Annotated in this window: 11 protein-coding genes; 7 read left to right on the top strand and 4 right to left on the bottom strand. The window is 54.8% G+C overall.

What is annotated here, in order from left to right:
* Positions 1-61: 61 nt before the first annotated feature.
* Complete coding sequence (locus THTE_RS07955) at positions 62-3,331, top strand: molybdopterin-dependent oxidoreductase (RefSeq protein WP_095414929.1); 3,270 nt, start codon at positions 62-64, stop codon at positions 3,329-3,331.
* Positions 3,332-3,576: 245 nt separating this feature from the next.
* Here THTE_RS07955 and THTE_RS07960 read toward each other — a convergent pair whose 3' ends face one another.
* Together THTE_RS07960 and THTE_RS07965 are read right to left on the bottom strand one after the other, a co-directional pair.
* Entirely contained in the window at positions 3,577-3,900 is a 324-nt protein-coding gene (locus tag THTE_RS07960; protein WP_095414930.1) for a putative quinol monooxygenase, read from the bottom strand.
* A 97-nt stretch (positions 3,901-3,997) separates the two neighbouring features.
* Complete coding sequence (locus THTE_RS07965; RefSeq protein ID WP_095414931.1) at positions 3,998-5,140, bottom strand: enolase C-terminal domain-like protein; 1,143 nt, start codon at positions 5,138-5,140, stop codon at positions 3,998-4,000.
* Positions 5,141-5,781: 641 nt separating this feature from the next.
* Here THTE_RS07965 and THTE_RS07970 point away from each other — a divergent pair.
* Complete coding sequence (locus THTE_RS07970) at positions 5,782-6,447, top strand: metallophosphoesterase family protein (RefSeq protein WP_095414932.1); 666 nt, start codon at positions 5,782-5,784, stop codon at positions 6,445-6,447.
* 25 nt (positions 6,448-6,472) lie between these two features.
* Here the strand turns inward: THTE_RS07970 and THTE_RS18640 are convergent, their stop codons facing one another.
* Positions 6,473-6,847: a phosphatase PAP2 family protein gene (locus tag THTE_RS18640; protein WP_420823858.1), complete on the bottom strand. Its 375-nt coding sequence runs from the start codon at positions 6,845-6,847 to the stop codon at positions 6,473-6,475.
* Between THTE_RS18640 and THTE_RS18410 the strand changes: the two genes are divergently transcribed.
* The 5 genes from THTE_RS18410 to ppk1 all read left to right on the top strand — a co-directional run bounded on the left by THTE_RS18410 (position 6,749) and on the right by ppk1 (position 13,363).
* Complete coding sequence (locus tag THTE_RS18410; protein WP_237260235.1) at positions 6,749-6,979, top strand: hypothetical protein; 231 nt, start codon at positions 6,749-6,751, stop codon at positions 6,977-6,979. The two genes, THTE_RS18640 and THTE_RS18410, sit on opposite strands and share 99 nt — an antisense overlap.
* A gap of 318 nt (positions 6,980-7,297) precedes the next feature.
* Positions 7,298-8,044 (top strand): bacillithiol biosynthesis deacetylase BshB1, encoded by a 747-nt coding sequence (gene bshB1, locus THTE_RS07980; RefSeq protein WP_095414934.1) that lies wholly within the window; start codon positions 7,298-7,300, stop codon positions 8,042-8,044.
* Positions 8,045-8,365: 321 nt separating this feature from the next.
* Positions 8,366-9,397: a CHAD domain-containing protein gene (locus tag THTE_RS07985; RefSeq protein WP_095414935.1), complete on the top strand. Its 1,032-nt coding sequence runs from the start codon at positions 8,366-8,368 to the stop codon at positions 9,395-9,397.
* A 181-nt stretch (positions 9,398-9,578) separates the two neighbouring features.
* Positions 9,579-11,141, top strand: a complete 1,563-nt coding sequence (locus THTE_RS07990) for a Ppx/GppA phosphatase family protein (RefSeq protein WP_095414936.1) — start codon at positions 9,579-9,581, stop codon at positions 11,139-11,141.
* Between the two features lie 86 nt (positions 11,142-11,227).
* The gene (gene ppk1, locus THTE_RS07995) at positions 11,228-13,363 is read left to right on the top strand and encodes a polyphosphate kinase 1 (protein ID WP_095414937.1); all 2,136 of its coding nucleotides are present in this window, start codon (positions 11,228-11,230) and stop codon (positions 13,361-13,363) included.
* A 365-nt stretch (positions 13,364-13,728) separates the two neighbouring features.
* Here ppk1 and THTE_RS08000 read toward each other — a convergent pair whose 3' ends face one another.
* Positions 13,729-15,831, bottom strand: coding sequence for an elongation factor G (locus THTE_RS08000; protein WP_095414938.1), 2,103 nt, complete (start codon positions 15,829-15,831; stop codon positions 13,729-13,731).
* Between the last annotated feature and the right edge of the window lie 85 nt (positions 15,832-15,916).

The raw sequence follows: 15,916 nt of genomic DNA on the forward strand, positions 1-15,916 counted from the left end.
CGTTATGTAAGTAATGGCGCGCAAGCAAATAAACGAGCTAAAATGATCCGCGAGGTGTATCATGGAAAACAGGAAAGATGACGACGCAATGAAACGCAGGCTCACAAGAAGGGGATTTCTGGCTGGTGGCGCTTTGCTGGGCACCGGAATGATCGGGCCGGCAGTAACGGCGGCGGAAAACGACGAGCCGGTCCGGGTTCTCAATACGGCACGGCCGGACGCAGCTTATCCGCTGGTCAAGGGTGAACATATCATCCATTCTGTGTGTTTGCAGTGCAACACGGGTTGTGGAATTAAATGCAAACTTGTTGACGGGATTGTAACTAAAATCGATGGCAATCCATACAATCCATGGACACTCCATCCCCACTTGCCGTACGACACGCCGCTGGCGGAAGCGGTGCTGGTCGATGGTTCAATCTGTCCGAAGGGGCAAGCTGGCCTGCAGACGGCCTATGATCCGTATCGTATTCGCAAGGTGCTCAAGCGGGCAGGAAAACGCGGCGAAAATCGCTGGATCACGATCAGTTTTGAGGAGGCAGTCAAAGAAATTTGTGAAGGGGGATATTTATTCAAACACGTGCCGGGGGAGGAAAAGAGGTACGTGGAGGGCCTGAAAGACCTTGTAGCCCTTCGTGACCCAGGACTGGCCGTTGAGATGAAAAAAGATGTGGACGGTATTCTGAATGAGAAGGACCATGATAAGAAGCGCGCGCTCGTTGAAGCCTTTAAAAAGAAATTTAGCGAGCATCTTGACCTCCTGATTGACCCAGATCATCCGGACCTGGGGCCAAAAAATAATCAAATCGTTTTGGCGTGGGGCCGACTGAAAGATGGACGCGGTGATCTCTATAAGCGTTTTGCGGCAGCCCTGGGGACGGTCAATGCCCATGGCCATACGACGGTCTGTCAGGGCTCGCTTTATTTCACGTGTAAGGCAATCAGTGAACAATACGTGGGAGGGAAGTTTTCCCAAGGGGCGAAGTTCTATTGGCAGGCTGATCTGGACCACGCGGAATTTGTGCTGTTTGTCGGGGCCAATTTGTTCGAGGCGAACTATGGTCCCCCGAATCGTGCGGTGCGCATCACAGAACGACTTGCCACGAAGCAGGCGAAAATCGCGGTGGCTGACCCGCGATTCAGCAAGTTGGCCAGCAAAGCCTGGAAATGGCTGCCGATAAAACCGGGGACGGATGCGGCGCTGGCCCTGGCCGTCATGCGGTGGATGTTCGAGCATGGCGGGTATGACGCGAAGTTCCTTTCGGCAGCCAATCGGGCTGCGGCCGCCCAGATCGGCGACCCGGCATGGAGTAATGCCACGTGGTTGGTCGCCTGTCCGGACGGAAAACCCGGAAAGTTTGTACGGGCGGCAGATATCTCGATCGATGGAACGCCGTTACGCGCTTCGGAGAAAAGACGCTACCTGGACGAGACGTCGAAGAAAGAAGTCGAATATGAAGAAAAATTCATGGTCGTCATGTCGCAAGGTACATTGAAGGCCGTTGATCCCAATGACGATCAGGAGGCCGTGTTCGGCGATCTGTTCGTTGATACAAAACTTCCCGATGGTACGCCAGCTAAATCGGCTCTGCAAATTTTGAAAGAGGAAGCTTTTTCACGAAGCTTTGAAGAGTGGTGCGAAATTTGTGGCGTGCCCGCGAAGGACGTGGCGGCCGTGGCTCGAGAATTGGTCTCGCACGGACGTAAAAGCGCAGTGGATATCCACCGTGGAGCGGCACAGCACACCAACGGTTTCTATAACGTTCTTGCCTGGATGACAGTCAACATCCTGCTTGGGAATATTGGGGCCAAAGGGGGGATGCTCAAAGCCGCGACATACGATCACAAAAAAGGAGTTTTCGATCTGACGCAGCATCCCAGCAAAGCTGTAGCCTTCGGTATAAGCTGCATCCGTCATGAAGTATCGTATGAGCAAACGACCATTTTTGATGGTTATCCCGCAAATAGGCCGTGGTATCCACTCTCCTCGGATGTTTATGAAGAGATTATACCTTCCATTGGCGATAAGTATCCGTATCCGGTCAAGGCATTGTTTTTATATATGGGAGCGCCTCCCTATGCACTGCCGGCCGGGCATACGAATATAGAAATCCTTGCCGACGTTGAAAAGCTGCCGCTGTTTATTGCGAACGATATTCTTGTCGGCAGTGCATCGATGTATGCGGATTACATCTTCCCGGATCTCTCCTTCCTGGAAAGGTGGGAATTCCATGGCAGTCATCCCAATATTCCCCACAAGGTACAACCCATCAGGCAGCCGGTCATAGCCCCGATTCCCGAGGAGTGTGCCGTTTTCGGACAAAAATTACCCCTTTCGTTTGAGGCGATGATCTTTGGGATTGCGGAGTACCTAAAACTGCCGGGCTTTGGACCCGGTGGACTGGGGGCAGACAAGAACGGACAGCCGCTCGATTTAAATCATCCGGACGACTTTTATCTTCGGGCCGTTGCCAATTTGGCGTGGGGTGATCAGCCCGATGGCTCGACGGCTGTCCCCGACGCGGCCGATGAGGAGGTAGAAATCTTTCTCAAAGCGCGACGGCATCTGCCGCAATCGGTGTTCGACGCCGCGCGCTGGAAACGGATCGTGGGTGAAAATCTATGGCGAAAGGTGGTCTATGTATTGAACCGTGGAGGTCGCTTCGAAGCCTTTGAAAAGGCGTTCAGTGATACTCATCATACACACGCCTTCAAAGGTCTGTTAAACATTTATCAAGAAAAAACAGCTATGACTATTCACTCTGGCACCGGGGTACCGCATCCCGGATTCGCACGATACATTCCGGTCCGAGACTATCTCGGGCGAGAGCCTTCCGAATTGCAGAAAGGTTATGAATTTCACCTGATCACACATCGGGTGATCAGTCAGACGAAAAGCCGAACAATTGTGGATCCCTGGTTGACGCCCTTATTGCCGGAGAACGTGTTGCTAATAAATCCACGCGACCTTGCCAAGCTGGGATTAAAGAGTGGCCAGCGGGTGCGCATTGTGAGCGCGACAAATCCCCAGGGCGAATGGGATTTCAAAAACGGAACTCGCCGGGCGGTCATCGCCAAACTCCACGCCACGCAAACCATCCGGCCAGGCATTGTAAGTTTCGCGCTGGGCTTTGGACATTGGGCCACGGGTTCTTCAGACATCGAAATTGATGGCCATATCGTGCGAGGCGAGGCCCGCCGAAAAGCCGGATTCCATGCGAACGCAGTGATGTGGGTGGACCCAGTTTTGAAGAACACCTGCATGCTTGATCCCGTGGGAGGAAGCGTCAGCTTTTATGATACCTACGTGCGCTTGGAACCCGTCGGGTGACACCGCAAGAGTGGTTACAGGTTAGAAGAAGAATCGCGCACCCGGTTGCTAGCGAGCCTCTGCGAAATAGACGCTCCGGGAATAGATGGTGGGTTGACCTCGTGTGGTCGATCTCAAACGGGACCACTCTCGCACTCGATGGCGTTTGGAATAACTTGGCAGCAGGATGCTTTCACCCTACCGGACAGTTTGAAAGACCCTCCGTACTTGGCGGAATAAAAATTCACGTGAGAAAACCCCGACCACTAGTAGACCGAGGGCCCAACGGGCTGCAACACGCTGGCCACAATTTGTTCGATAGAAGGTCCCGCCTGCTGGAGAAAAGTTTGCAGCGGCGCGGCCTGGAGATGCTGCTGGAGGGCCTCCAGTGATTCCCACTTTTCAATCACGTGGATGACATTTTCCCGAACGGGGGGCTGCACGGGGATCCCGCTCGGTATTTCCACAGCTGCACCATATTCCAAACATCCGGGTTCGGCACGGACCTGATCAACGATTTTGAGAAATTCCTCAAGAACTTTTTCTTTTTGGCCAGGTTTCACAATAATCTGAGCAAGGACGTGAATCATTGTTTTTCTCTCCCATGAATTTAAGCGTTGTTTAAAGCATCCTTGAGTGGCGTTCGTTTTTCATGCCTGAATTGAAGCGTCGGGCGTATCCAGGAAGTTAATCCAAGTGGGCTTCCTCCAGAATCCATTGACGAAATTGTTGCGGATCCGGCGTTATGCCCAGTCCAGGATTTTCCCACAGTTTTGCCCGAATCTTGCCATCTTCGGAGTCTCTTTCCAACGTGACTGGCTCGCCAACATCTTCGGCCAGCAGATTGGGCCCCCAGTAATCGGCGGGATAACAAAAATTCGATAGCGTGCCGAGAGCGAGCGCTGCCCGAGTTCCGACGGCTGTTTGCGGATACATGCCGAGATAACATGGCACACAATGTTCGTGCGCCGCCTGATGGATGGCCAGTGCGGGGGTGAGGCCGCCCACGCGGACAGGATTAAGGTTGAAATACTTGGCACTATGAAGTTCAAGTGCCATGTCGGCCTGCGCGGGGGTCGTGATCGATTCATCCAGACAAATAGGTGTCCGAAGGGCCTCCTGCACCATGGCATGTCCGACGAGGTCATCCGCGGACAGCGGCTGTTCCAGCATCCGCAGGTTAAAATCGTCGAATCGATAGATGATTTCCATCTGACCGAGGCTCAGCGCCCCTTCCAGATCGCCGTGGATATCCGCAACCGGAAATTCATGACGGAGGACGTTGAGAAGTTGTAAATCTAAGCCCGGCCGAATCTTAACGGCTACGCGGCTGAACCCCTTCTGGAAAGCGTCTGCCACTGCCTGAACGAAACGTTCCAGATCCGGGCAGTTAGGGCGATCGATGATGGTGCCAAGCGGCAGTTCCCTGTTCGTTCCGCCGAGAGCGGCATAGAGCGGCCGCCCCTCGATACGGCTTTTCAGATCCCAAAAAGCAATATCCAGGGCTGCCTTGGCGGCCCGGTGCCCACGGATGATCGCAAGGCACTCCGCCAATTCTGAACTTGCATTGAACTCCTTGTGTAAGACAAGGGGGGAGATCCAGTCGCGGAGAACACGGTAGGCACCGGCCGACCACTCAGCGGTCCAAAAAGGCCCATTGCCTGGAGCAGCCTCTCCCCAGCCACAGATATCGCCGCTCCAAAGGCACACCAAAACCGTTTGCAACTCGGGCCATTCCTGCACGTTTGGCGAGTATGGAACGGTTTCAAAGCGAAGTGGGGAATTCAAAGGGATATTTAACAGATAAAGATCGATGCGAGAAATTCTCATCCTGGCATACCTCGTGGAAAGATACGACGCCCGAAGGGCTTTATCATGACGCCGCCCTGCCCTTCTCGCAAGCGGGGTCTCTCCTGTCCCATCCCCGCCTCAGCAAAAAACTATGAGATGCCACAAGCGCAGAGTCTTGTAGGGAGAATTCATGAATTGCTCCTACCCGCAGACAGTTTCCGTGATCGCGGCAAAAGACAGTAAAGTGCCGTGGCCCGGGTTGAACTGGGACCTCCAGTCCCTCACATGATGCAAATGCGACCAAGACGCTTGATCGGGATGGGAACCGGGTCTATTTGGGGGAGGCCTTCCACGGTGTTTATCAAATACGGAGGGTCGCGCTAATTGTGCCGGCTAATGCGAAACGAGCATCCAACGTTGAGAGGTGGACCTGACAAGCAGGTCGCTCCAGGCAGATGTCGCTCCCGCGCGAACCCGTATGGATGCCGGCCCCGCCATGAGCAGAGGAAAGGTGAGGGTGAGTCAGTTTGGTACCGATGTTGTTTTCCCCAGTTCCCGGCCTAAGATAAAAAAACGGCCGCATTTCGCTTAATTCGCCGTGACGGCGAGCTGGTGGCCAGGTTCCAATCCCAGAAAATCAGGTGAGGTCTCCATTTTGAATCGAAATTGTGAGTGGCCGCATGGTCATCCTGGCAATCTCCGACCTTCATGGCAACCGATGCGCACTAGATCGAATCCTGGAGCAGTCCGGCCCGTGTGACATGATCCTGCTTGCGGGCGATTTGACGCATTTCGGCTCCGGCCGCGACGTGGATCCGCTCATCGAGCGATGTCGCGAGAAATCGCCGATTGTTTACGCCGTCGCTGGTAATTGTGACACCAAAGAGGTCGCACTTCGGTTGGATGAGCTGGGTGTAAACCTGGCGGCTCGCGGCACAGTCGTCAATGGGGTGGGGGTACACGGTCTGCCAGGAATTCCGCACTGGCGGCCTGGCATGTATCAATTCAGCGAGGATCAACTCCGCGACATGCTTGAGCAGGGGTGGACCCAGCTTGAGAGTGCATCATGCCGGATCACACTCGCCCATGCACCACCCCGCAATTGTGCTGTGGATCGTGTTTACTGGGGGTGCCATGTGGGAAGCGTCGCCCTCAGAGAGTTTATTCAGCGCAATCAGCCAGCGGTTGTCATCTGCGGTCACATTCACGAAGGAAGGGGTTTGGCCAGTGAGGGAAGCACACAGATCGTTAACTGTGGACACGGTTCGTCTGGATTTTACGCAACGATTACGGTCGAAACGTCTTCCGATTGCCCCTCAATCCAGGTGGCTTTGCATGAAGCGTAGGGATCCGTCGAGGAAATTGGGTAGTTCAGGACGACGGCGTACACGTTTCTGGGGTCGACTTCCACCATCGAACTGGGAGTACGAACCGGGTAAAAAACCAGGCTGCACACCAACCGAGACCGGCTCCAAAAGCGACGTCGCTCGGGAAGTGGGCCCCTGCAAAAACCCGCTGCAGGCAAGCGAAGCCAGTTAAGAGGGCGAACACGGTTTTCCCGTCTGGATAGAGGGTTGTCAAAGCAAAAGCCAAACCAGCAGCCGTAGCAGCGTGTGAAGATGGGAAAGAACCGCTGAGTTTTGCAGGATGAAGGCTCAGAACCGGGAGCCACTCGTGGAAGGTGGTCCAGACGTTACCGGCGAAATCGAAGTCGCGGGGACGGATCCGGAATATCACAAGCTTCATGAGATCACCCGACAACCCAGCGAGAAGACCCGTACATCCCACATAAAGTGCGTGTATTCGCCGGGGATCGAGCGTTGCGATCAGGATCGCGATCACTATGATCCCAAAGCCGTGAGCGAAAAACTCACTTAAATTGGCAGCTTTGACCAACCACCTGGGGAACAGATTGGCCCGGGCACACTCCGCAACGGTTAGATCAATGGCAAAACAGAAAGGAGCAATCGCGAGGAGAAATACCCCAATTCCCACGGTTGGAAGAGATCGAGTTGTGGCAGATGCGGAACTGTGGGCAGAGAGAGGACGATTCATTCCTTTAGGTCGGCTCAGTTGTAAAACGAAGTTTAACACCGCGCTGGACGTCCGGTGACGCCGTTCCATTCCTGCTTCAAGATTCTGCATTTTAGCATTGTTTGGTTTTTGCTCCGAGAGCGATAAGTAAGAGCGATAAGTATGAGTGAACAGGTGTTGTCAGCCTTTCAGAAAAAGCCCGAGGAAGTTACTCAGGTGGACGTGATTGTTGTGGCTCCGCATCCGGACGACGCGGAGCTTGGGATGGGGGGCACCATTCTCAAGATGGTGGCTCAGGGACTAAGGGTGGGCATTGTCGACATGAGCGACGGCGAACCCACCCCTCACGGAAGTTCCGAGATCCGCGCTCGGGAGACAGCCCGCGCCACTGAGCTTCTCCAGCTCGCATGGCGAGTCAATTTGGGACTGCCCAATCGGTCGATCCAACCAACGCTGGAAGCGCGCGCACTGCTGGCGGGCGTCTTTCGGCTCGGTCGCCCAAAAGTGGTGTTTTGTCCTTATTGGGAAGATGCCCATCCTGACCATTGGGCTGTTACCGAAATCGCGGAGGCCGCCCGCTTTTGGGCAAAGTTGACCAAAACGAATCTTCCGGGCGATCCATATTATCCGCCGCGATTGTATTACTACTATTGCACGCATCTTCGGAAACCGTTCACACCCAATTTCATTGTTGACATTTCTGATGTAATCGATCGAAAATTGGACGTGGTACGGTGTTATGAGAGTCAGGTCATCGTCGGCAGGCCAGTAGAACCTATCTCCTTTCTCGACCAACTTAAGGCGATCGCGGCATCCCTCGGATGGTTTGGTGGGTGTGCCTATGGAGAGGGGTTTGCCGTCAAAGAAGGACTGTGTCTTCGGGACCTCCGCGCTTTCCTCTTAGGGTGAGTTATCGGCTATAGTTATTGGATGTCAAGTAAAGACCGACCGTTTTTGGTCGGCCATCGCCTGGCCGAAACGCCTGTGGGAATTCCGGTCGAAATGGATTTAACGAATAGCCGCGAGGACACTGTTGAGGCAGCCAGCAACTGCCGTATGGGATAATCATTCAAGCTGGGCGGAAAGCAATTCCGTGACTCGTAAGGCTTTTTGGGGCCGATGCTTGTTACGGTATGCTGCATTGTATCGGATCATGAGGCATGTCAGGAAACGACGTTCCTGGTGGGCACGCGGGATGAGTGACCACTGCCGTATCGCTGTCGAATTGTTATGGGTGCCCAGTTCCAGCATAGTTTACTTCTGCTCACCCAACAGTATCTGCGACGACATGCTCGTCGGCTAGCTCGCTCGCTGCGGGGTGCCTTCGACGGAGCAAATGTCGAAGCCATCCATCAGGTGCGTGTAGCGTGTCGCCGGTTGCGCGCTGGTTTTCGGGTGTTTCACGACATTTTGGGGAGGACACGGGTACGGCGGTGGCGGCGGAGCATTCGTCTTCTGGCGAAGAAACTGGGTGAAGCTCGCGACCTCGATGTCGAAATCCAGGCCACCTTGGAACGCCTTGCCCAGATTCACGATGTGCACATGATTCCCGGTGTGGCCTACTGGTTGGCACACCTGGAGCGAGAGCGGGCCCGGCTTCAGCCAAAGGTGCGACGGGCGGTGCGAAAATTTCTGCGTTCCGGTACATTGGGCAATATGCGACGGTGGTGGAGACGCTCGGTTGTCACACCCGCCTGTCAGAGCGAACCGACAAGCGATCGGACTCGCGACGCTGCGCAAATGGCACTCCAGATTTGCATTCTCCAGCGGCGTCTGGACGCCTTTCAAAAGGCGTCCGCGTCCCTGAGCGACCCGGCCGACCAGGAGGGGCATCATGTGTTCCGGATCAGGGCTAAGAAACTTCGGTACTCGCTGGAAGCCCTTTTGCCGGTTCTGGGAAGCACTGCGGAAGTTGCCGTGGAGGCTTTAAAGCAAATTCAAGGATGGGCGGGGGAGATCCACGACTACGATGTGTGGTCGGCACGGTTGGACAAGGCGATGAGACGGGTTGAATCGGGAGACCCGATGGCGCCCCGGTGGCTGAATCCGCACCGGCTGGTACCGGGATTGACTGCACTCCACGAGTATTACCGGCAGGCTCGAATACAGGTCTTCGATCGCTTGCGAGAATTTTGCACTCAGGAGAAGTTGCGCAACCTTTGGCGGTCGTTAGAGCAATCACATTTTCACGGCGACTGCCGTGAATCCGGTGAGACATCCGCAGCACCTGTTTGCGATGGGTTGGACGGACAGCGTAGCTAATTGGATATATGACTAACTGGTTTAGTAAGTTACCCAGTGCGCCACCTGTTTAAATGCGTGGCTGTTTGGCACTTTTGGGCCTGAAATGGGAATACACCCTGAGCCGGGGAACGCGTTGGAAGCTGCGTAAGCCGACGGTGGGTTACTACTATTTCAACTCGAGTATTGCCGCTCAAATCAGATGATACCCTCCGAGGAAAGCAAGGAAACGACTGGTCGGGCACACCCCGTGGCCGTTATTGATATCGGCACGAACGCTATTCGTATGGTGATCGCCCAGGTTTTTGAAGATGGGCAGATTGAAGTGCTGGAGCGAGTCCAACGGCCCATTCGGTTGGGAAAAGATACGTTTTCTCGCGGCCGGATTGGGGCCCAGTGCATGCGCTCGGCTGTGGAAATACTCCGAAACTATCAGAAGATAATGGAGACCTACGGGGTGGAAAAAGTCAGGGCAGTGGCGACCAGTTCGCTTCGCGATGCTGCCAATGCCGACAACGTCCTTGACCGTATCTTTCTGGCGTGCAGACTCTCCGTGGAAGTAATCAGCATTGCCGAAGAAGGTCGGCTGACGGTGGCAGCGGTGCGGGAGGCTGTCGAAGCCTTTCCAGAGGTCAACCAGGGAAAAACTTTGATTGTCGATGTGGGGGGCGGAAGTACCATCCTGACGATTCTTGAAGAGGGCGAGATTGTCAATTCAGTTGGGTGGCGTCTGGGATCTGTGCGGCTCCTGGAAACCCTGGGATTGCAATCCGAACCGCCCGAACGCGCCGCCCAGGTTCTGGAACAACACATTCGCAGCCAGGTCGCGATGGCAAAGCGCACACTGCCGCTGGCAGCGTGTGACACGTTTGTCGCGGTCGGGGGAGACGTTCGATTTGCCGCCCGCGTGGTGGGATATCCCAGCCGTTCAGAGAAACTGTTCATTGTTGAAAAGGAACAATTCCAAAAATTGATACGCCGATGTCAGCGCTACCGACCGGAAGAGTTGGCCCGGCAGTACAATCTTCCCCTTACCGAGGCGGAGACGCTGCTCCCTGCGCTATTAACCTACTGGGAGCTGCTGTGCCATACTTCCGCTCCGCACGTGATTGTCTCCCAGGTCTCGATGCGGGATGGGCTTCTGCTGGAACTAGCCCGACAGACCACGGGCAAGGAAGATACCGCTCTTCAGGAGGGCATCATTCACGCGGCTCTGGCGATGGCTCAGCGTTATGGTGCAGACCTGGAACACGCGCAAATTACTGCTGATATTGCGGTCCGATTGTTCGACACTCTCACCACTGACCACGGCTTGGGAAGTCGGGAGCGGCTTCTATTGCGGGTGGCAGCAATTCTCCACGAGGTTGGGGGATACATCAACCTGAGTGCTCATCATAAGCATAGTTATTACATCATTGCGCATTCAGAAATCTTTGGATTGACACGAGGAGAGACACAACTGGTAGCCCACGTGGCCCGGTATCACCGGAGAAGTTCGCCAAAGGTTTCTCACCTGGACTACATGGCCCTGCCGCGGGAATCTCGCGTGATCATCAATAAACTGGCTGCCATCCTGCGTGTGGCCGACGCTTTGGCACGAGGCAGGATTCGCCAGGCAGAACAGGTGGAATTTCACCATGAGGGCGACGAATTGAGTATCGTGGTCCATGGTGCTGAGAATCTGGTTCTTGAAAAGAAATCGGTGGCAGCCAAAAGCGACATGTTTGAGGATGTCTACGGAATGAAGATCCGTTTCGAACAATAAAATACTATTTTGAACGTTTATGGCTGGGTGATTTCACAACTTGAGGTCAGTTGAATAACTTTGCGGAGCCAATTCGGGGACGGTCGATGAAGAAAAAGAGCTTTTCTGATCCTTCGCTCTACATCAACAGAGAATTGAGTTGGCTGGAATTCAATGAGCGGGTTCTCCAGGAGGGTTTGTCGCCGGATGTTCCTCTTCTCGAACGACTGAAATTTCTCGCGATAGTCAGCACGAACTTGGACGAATTCTACATGATCCGGGTCGCCAGCCTCAAGCAACTTCAAAAGGCTGGAAAATCACGGCGTGATATTTCGGGTATGACGCCTGAGGAGCAACTTCAGGCAATTGCCGAGAGAGTTCGCCGGATGGTGAAGGACCACGATCGCGGCGTCCTGCGCGCGTTCGAAGAGCTTGCTGAGCACGGAATACAATGGCTCCGACCAGCCCAATGGTCCGAAGAAGATCGCGTCTTTTTGCGGCAGTACTTTGAGCGAGAAATAGCCCCCATCCTTACCCCTTTAGCAATGAGCGATTTATCGCCTCCTCCGGCGATTCCGGGGCTACAGATTCATCTCGGTGTGGTTTTGCGATCTCGAAAAAAAGATAACGGGAGCGAGGGGAAAATTGCGTTTGTTCCCATCCCCACACGCCATCCCCGGTTTGTCTTTCTGCCCGCGACGCAGGGACACCGCCTGGCCCTGCTCGACGATGTGATAGCAACGTTTGTCCAAAACCTCTTTCGCGGCTATCAGGTGGTGTATGCTGGGCCGTTCCGTGTAACTCGGGATGCCGACGTCTCAATCCAGGACGATGACGCAAGTGATCTGCTGAACGCGGTGGAGGAAGCGATTCTGGCCCGTCGCCGCCGGGCGGCTGTGCGTTTGGAACTGGCCGCGGGGACGCATGAACGACTTTATGAATTTCTATTGAATCTGTTCCAGTTGACGGATGAAGATGTGTTCGCGGTGGAATCATTTATTTCCGCCGCATCTCTGCGGGAAATTGTGGGGCTGCCAGGTTATACGCACCTGCGCGATCCCGAGTGGCCACCGCAACCTCCGCGCGATCTGCTGGGGTGGGAGGACCTCTGGAAGGCGGTCCTGGACCACGACGTGATGCTGTTCCATCCCTACGAAAGTTTTGAACCCGTGGTGAGATTTCTCCGCGAAGCAGCCAACGATCCTGATGTGTTGGCGATCAAGCAGACTCTCTATCGCACGAGCGGGGAATCACCCATTGTGGAAGCCCTGGAAACGGCTGGCCGAAAAGGCAAAGAAGTCACGGTGATCGTCGAAGTCAAAGCGCGGTTCGATGAGGCAAGAAACGTCCAGTGGGCAAGACGGCTGGAAGATGCCGGATGCCACGTGATCTATGGGGTGGCCGGCTACAAGACTCACGCGAAGGCCCTGCTGGTTGTCCGAAGGGAACAGGGACGAATTCGACGGTATGTGCATCTTTCTACTGGCAATTATAACGATCAAACGGCACGGATTTACTCGGATATCGGGCTGTTTACTGCAGACCCAGATATAACCACGGATGTAGCAAGCTTTTTTAATCTCCTCACAGGATATTCTGAGGCAGTGGGGTGGAACAAACTCACTGTTGAACCAGGAGAACTGAAGGCAAAATTCATCTCCCTGATTGAACGAGAAATCGAGGCAGCCACGGCCGACTATCCGGGACTGATTCTCGCAAAAATCAACTCTCTCCAGGATAAAGATATTTGCGCCGCACTTTACAGGGCAAGTCAGGCGGGTGTTAAGATTAAACTGAATGTCCGCGGTATTTGCTGCCTGCGTCCCGGGATTCCCGGTGTTTCGGACAATATTGAAGTGCGATCGATCGTGGATCGATTTCTGGAGCATGCCCGAGTCTTCTATTTCTCAAACGGCGGGCGAGAAGAAGTGTACCTGGCCAGCGCGGATTGGATGGAACGCAATCTCGAACGGCGTGTCGAAATTATCTTTCCCGTGCAGGACCCTGTTCTGCAACAGCGGTTGATGGAAATTCTCAACATTTACTTTTCAGATAACACTAAGGCCTGGGAACTCTGTCCGGACGGAACCTATCGCCGTGTTGCGCCGGGGCATCCCCGGATCCGCGCGCAGGAATACTTTTACCAAAAAGCCGTCGAGGCGGCCCAAACATCTCTTCCCAGGGACATTCGCTATCGTCCACTACACCGGGAACAGGCGTCCAGCGAAACCTCGGAACGATAAAAACGAGACCAGTGCCAAACTGAAAGCCCTGGACAGTTGCGTATCAGCTTTCGTTGCCAAGACTGCAAGGCGTTTTGCCAACTTGTGCCGGAATGCATGCGCCGAGGTGCGGGCATGCGCGAGGGCGAGATGATTCCGGTGCAACAAAGCTCCGCGTGGCCATTTGCGAAGCGATAGAACCCCAGCACGCGAGAGGGGGCATAATCCAAAGGCTCCATTCTGCGAGCCCTGGCGCGGTGACGGTGTCAAAGGCTTGACCGAAGCGAGCCGGAACAAATCAGATCCTAACCGTCCCGGTTCCCACAAGAAATGGGCCGCGCTCTCTCTTGAAAATGTCTGAATATCCGTCCGCCAAGTCTGGAGCGTTATTCCTCTTCTTCCTCTTCCAGCTTGGCTTTTTCGATGATTTCCCGCTGGATATTGGCGGGCACGACATCATAGTGGCTGAACTCGAGTGTATAACTCCCCTGTCCGCCGGTAATACTCGAGAGGGCCCGGCTGTAATTGATGACTTCCGCCAGGGGCACCTCCGCTACAATCGTTTGAAAGCCACCTCCCGCGGAGGTCATACCGAGCACCCGACCGCGGCGTCCCGACAGGTCGCTGTTGATATCCCCCACTTTGTCAGCCGGTACCGTCACTTCGATCTTCACAATCGGTTCCAGCAGGGCAGGCTTGGCCTGTTGGAAGACGTTCCGGAACGCCATCGAAGCTGCCGTCTTGAAAGCCTGTTCCGAACTGTCCACAGGATGGTGTTTTCCGAAGAAGACTTCCACGCACACATCCTGAACCGGATACCCGGCGATGACTCCCTTGGCGATTCGTTCAAGAAAGCCTTTTTCGACGGCGGGCATAAAGTTACTCGGAATAGTTCCGCCCACGATGGAGTCAATCCACAGGAAATTCGACTCCTCATGGTAGTGGATTTCTTTCATTTCAGGAAAGCGTTCCTTGGTGGCAAACTCCTCAATCTTTGTGCCACGTGGGAACGGGAACATCCGGATGTGGACCTCCCCAAACTGGCCGCGACCACCCGTTTGCTTCTTGTGGCGGTACATCCCTTCGGCCTTGGCCTGGATCGTCTCCCGATAGGGAATTTTCGGCTCTTTGACGTCCACCTCGACCTTGTCACGCCGCTTGAGTCGCTCTCGGATAACCTGAAGATGCAACTCGCTCATCCCCGTGATGACCAACTCCTTGGTCTGGGGATCGCGATCCAAACGGCAGGTCGGATCTTCCTGACAAATTTTGGCGAGGGCGCCTGAGAGTCGCTGCTCGTCGCCCCGACTCTTCGGCGAGATAGCAAGACCCGTCATAGGCGTGGGGAACTCGATGGGAGGCATGCACAACTCGCCGATCGACATACCTGTGCGAAGCTCTTCCACTTTCGTCACGGCGACGATTTCACCCGCGATGGCCTCCTCGACGGGCACCATCTCACTGGCCTGAACATGGAAGAGTTGCGCGATTTTTACACCTTTCCTTTCACCGACGACGGGAACGGTAGTATTCGCCTTGAGTGTCCCCGAGAAAACGCGGAGATAGCTGATCTTCTGCACGAAGGGGTCAACCCGCGTTTTGAACACCTGCGCGACGAGGGGGCCGTTCGGATCGGCATGGAGTTCAACGGTCTCTTCGGCGTCAACCTTTTTCGCCTTGCGAACAAGGCGATCGGGGGAAATGCCGCACAACTCAAACGTCTGGAGCAACTCGGGAATCCCGACACCAGTCTTCGCTGAGATGCACACGATGGGGATCAGCGAACCGTCCAGCATGGCCCGGGCGAGCAACCGCGAGATTTCTTCATCCGTCGGCATTTGGCCTTCGAAATAGCGCCCGAGAACTTCCTCGTCGGCGACAACGATGGATTCCATAAGAGACTGGCTGATGCTGCTCGGGTCGATCACCGCCCCGGCGACGTTGCTCTCCGCACGCAGAGTGCTCGCCACGCCACGAAATTCCTGTCCCAGGCCGATCGGCACATTGAGCGGAACACAGCGATCACCGAATGTCTCTTTAATTTGGTTGAGCAACTTGGGAAAGTCGATGTTCTCAGCGTCGAGCTTGTTGAGGATGATCAACCGTCCAAGCCCTGCCTTTTCCGCCTCTTGAAAAACGCGTCGCGTGTTGACTTCGATTCCCGCCTGCGCGTTGATGACGATGGCAGCGATGTCCACGGCTCGAAACGCCCCGATGACCTGGCCGATGAAGTCTCGGTAACCCGGGGTATCGAGCACGTGATAGTGATATCCATTGTGGTCGAAGAACGTGACCTTGGCCTCGATGGTGTAGCGATGGGCCTTCTCCTCTTCGTCGAAATCGCAGAAGCTGGTGCCCTCATCCACGCTCGCTGGTCGGTTGATGGCCCCTGTGAAATTGAGAAGGTGATCGAGAAGCGTGGTCTTTCCCACCGAACCGTGACCGCATAAGGCAATATTGCGAATTTTGTTGACGGACAGTTCTGCCATAGTCACTGTTCCCTCGCTTTCTCAGGGTCCACAACGCTCGATCGTGCTTCCTTGAGTGTGTCCCTCAACAGAAGTGACAGTTATG

It is taken from the genome of Thermogutta terrifontis (assembly GCF_002277955.1).
Classification (GTDB): Bacteria; Planctomycetota; Planctomycetia; order Pirellulales; family Thermoguttaceae; genus Thermogutta; species Thermogutta terrifontis.

Bases quoted from the DNA above. Each gene is read 5' to 3' on its own strand.
- THTE_RS07955 (WP_095414929.1), top strand. From the start codon at position 62: ATGGAAAACAGGAAAGATGACGACGCAATGAAACGCAGGCTCACAAGA.
- THTE_RS07960 (WP_095414930.1), bottom strand. From the start codon at position 3,900: ATGATTCACGTCCTTGCTCAGATTATTGTGAAACCTGGCCAAAAAGAA.
- THTE_RS07965 (WP_095414931.1), bottom strand. From the start codon at position 5,140: ATGAGAATTTCTCGCATCGATCTTTATCTGTTAAATATCCCTTTGAAT.
- THTE_RS07970 (WP_095414932.1), top strand. From the start codon at position 5,782: ATGGTCATCCTGGCAATCTCCGACCTTCATGGCAACCGATGCGCACTA.
- THTE_RS18410 (WP_237260235.1), top strand. From the start codon at position 6,749: ATGAAGGCTCAGAACCGGGAGCCACTCGTGGAAGGTGGTCCAGACGTT.
- THTE_RS18640 (WP_420823858.1), bottom strand. From the start codon at position 6,847: ATGAAGCTTGTGATATTCCGGATCCGTCCCCGCGACTTCGATTTCGCC.
- bshB1 (WP_095414934.1), top strand. From the start codon at position 7,298: ATGAGTGAACAGGTGTTGTCAGCCTTTCAGAAAAAGCCCGAGGAAGTT.
- THTE_RS07985 (WP_095414935.1), top strand. From the start codon at position 8,366: ATGGGTGCCCAGTTCCAGCATAGTTTACTTCTGCTCACCCAACAGTAT.
- THTE_RS07990 (WP_095414936.1), top strand. From the start codon at position 9,579: ATGATACCCTCCGAGGAAAGCAAGGAAACGACTGGTCGGGCACACCCC.
- ppk1 (WP_095414937.1), top strand. From the start codon at position 11,228: ATGAAGAAAAAGAGCTTTTCTGATCCTTCGCTCTACATCAACAGAGAA.
- THTE_RS08000 (WP_095414938.1), bottom strand. From the start codon at position 15,831: ATGGCAGAACTGTCCGTCAACAAAATTCGCAATATTGCCTTATGCGGT.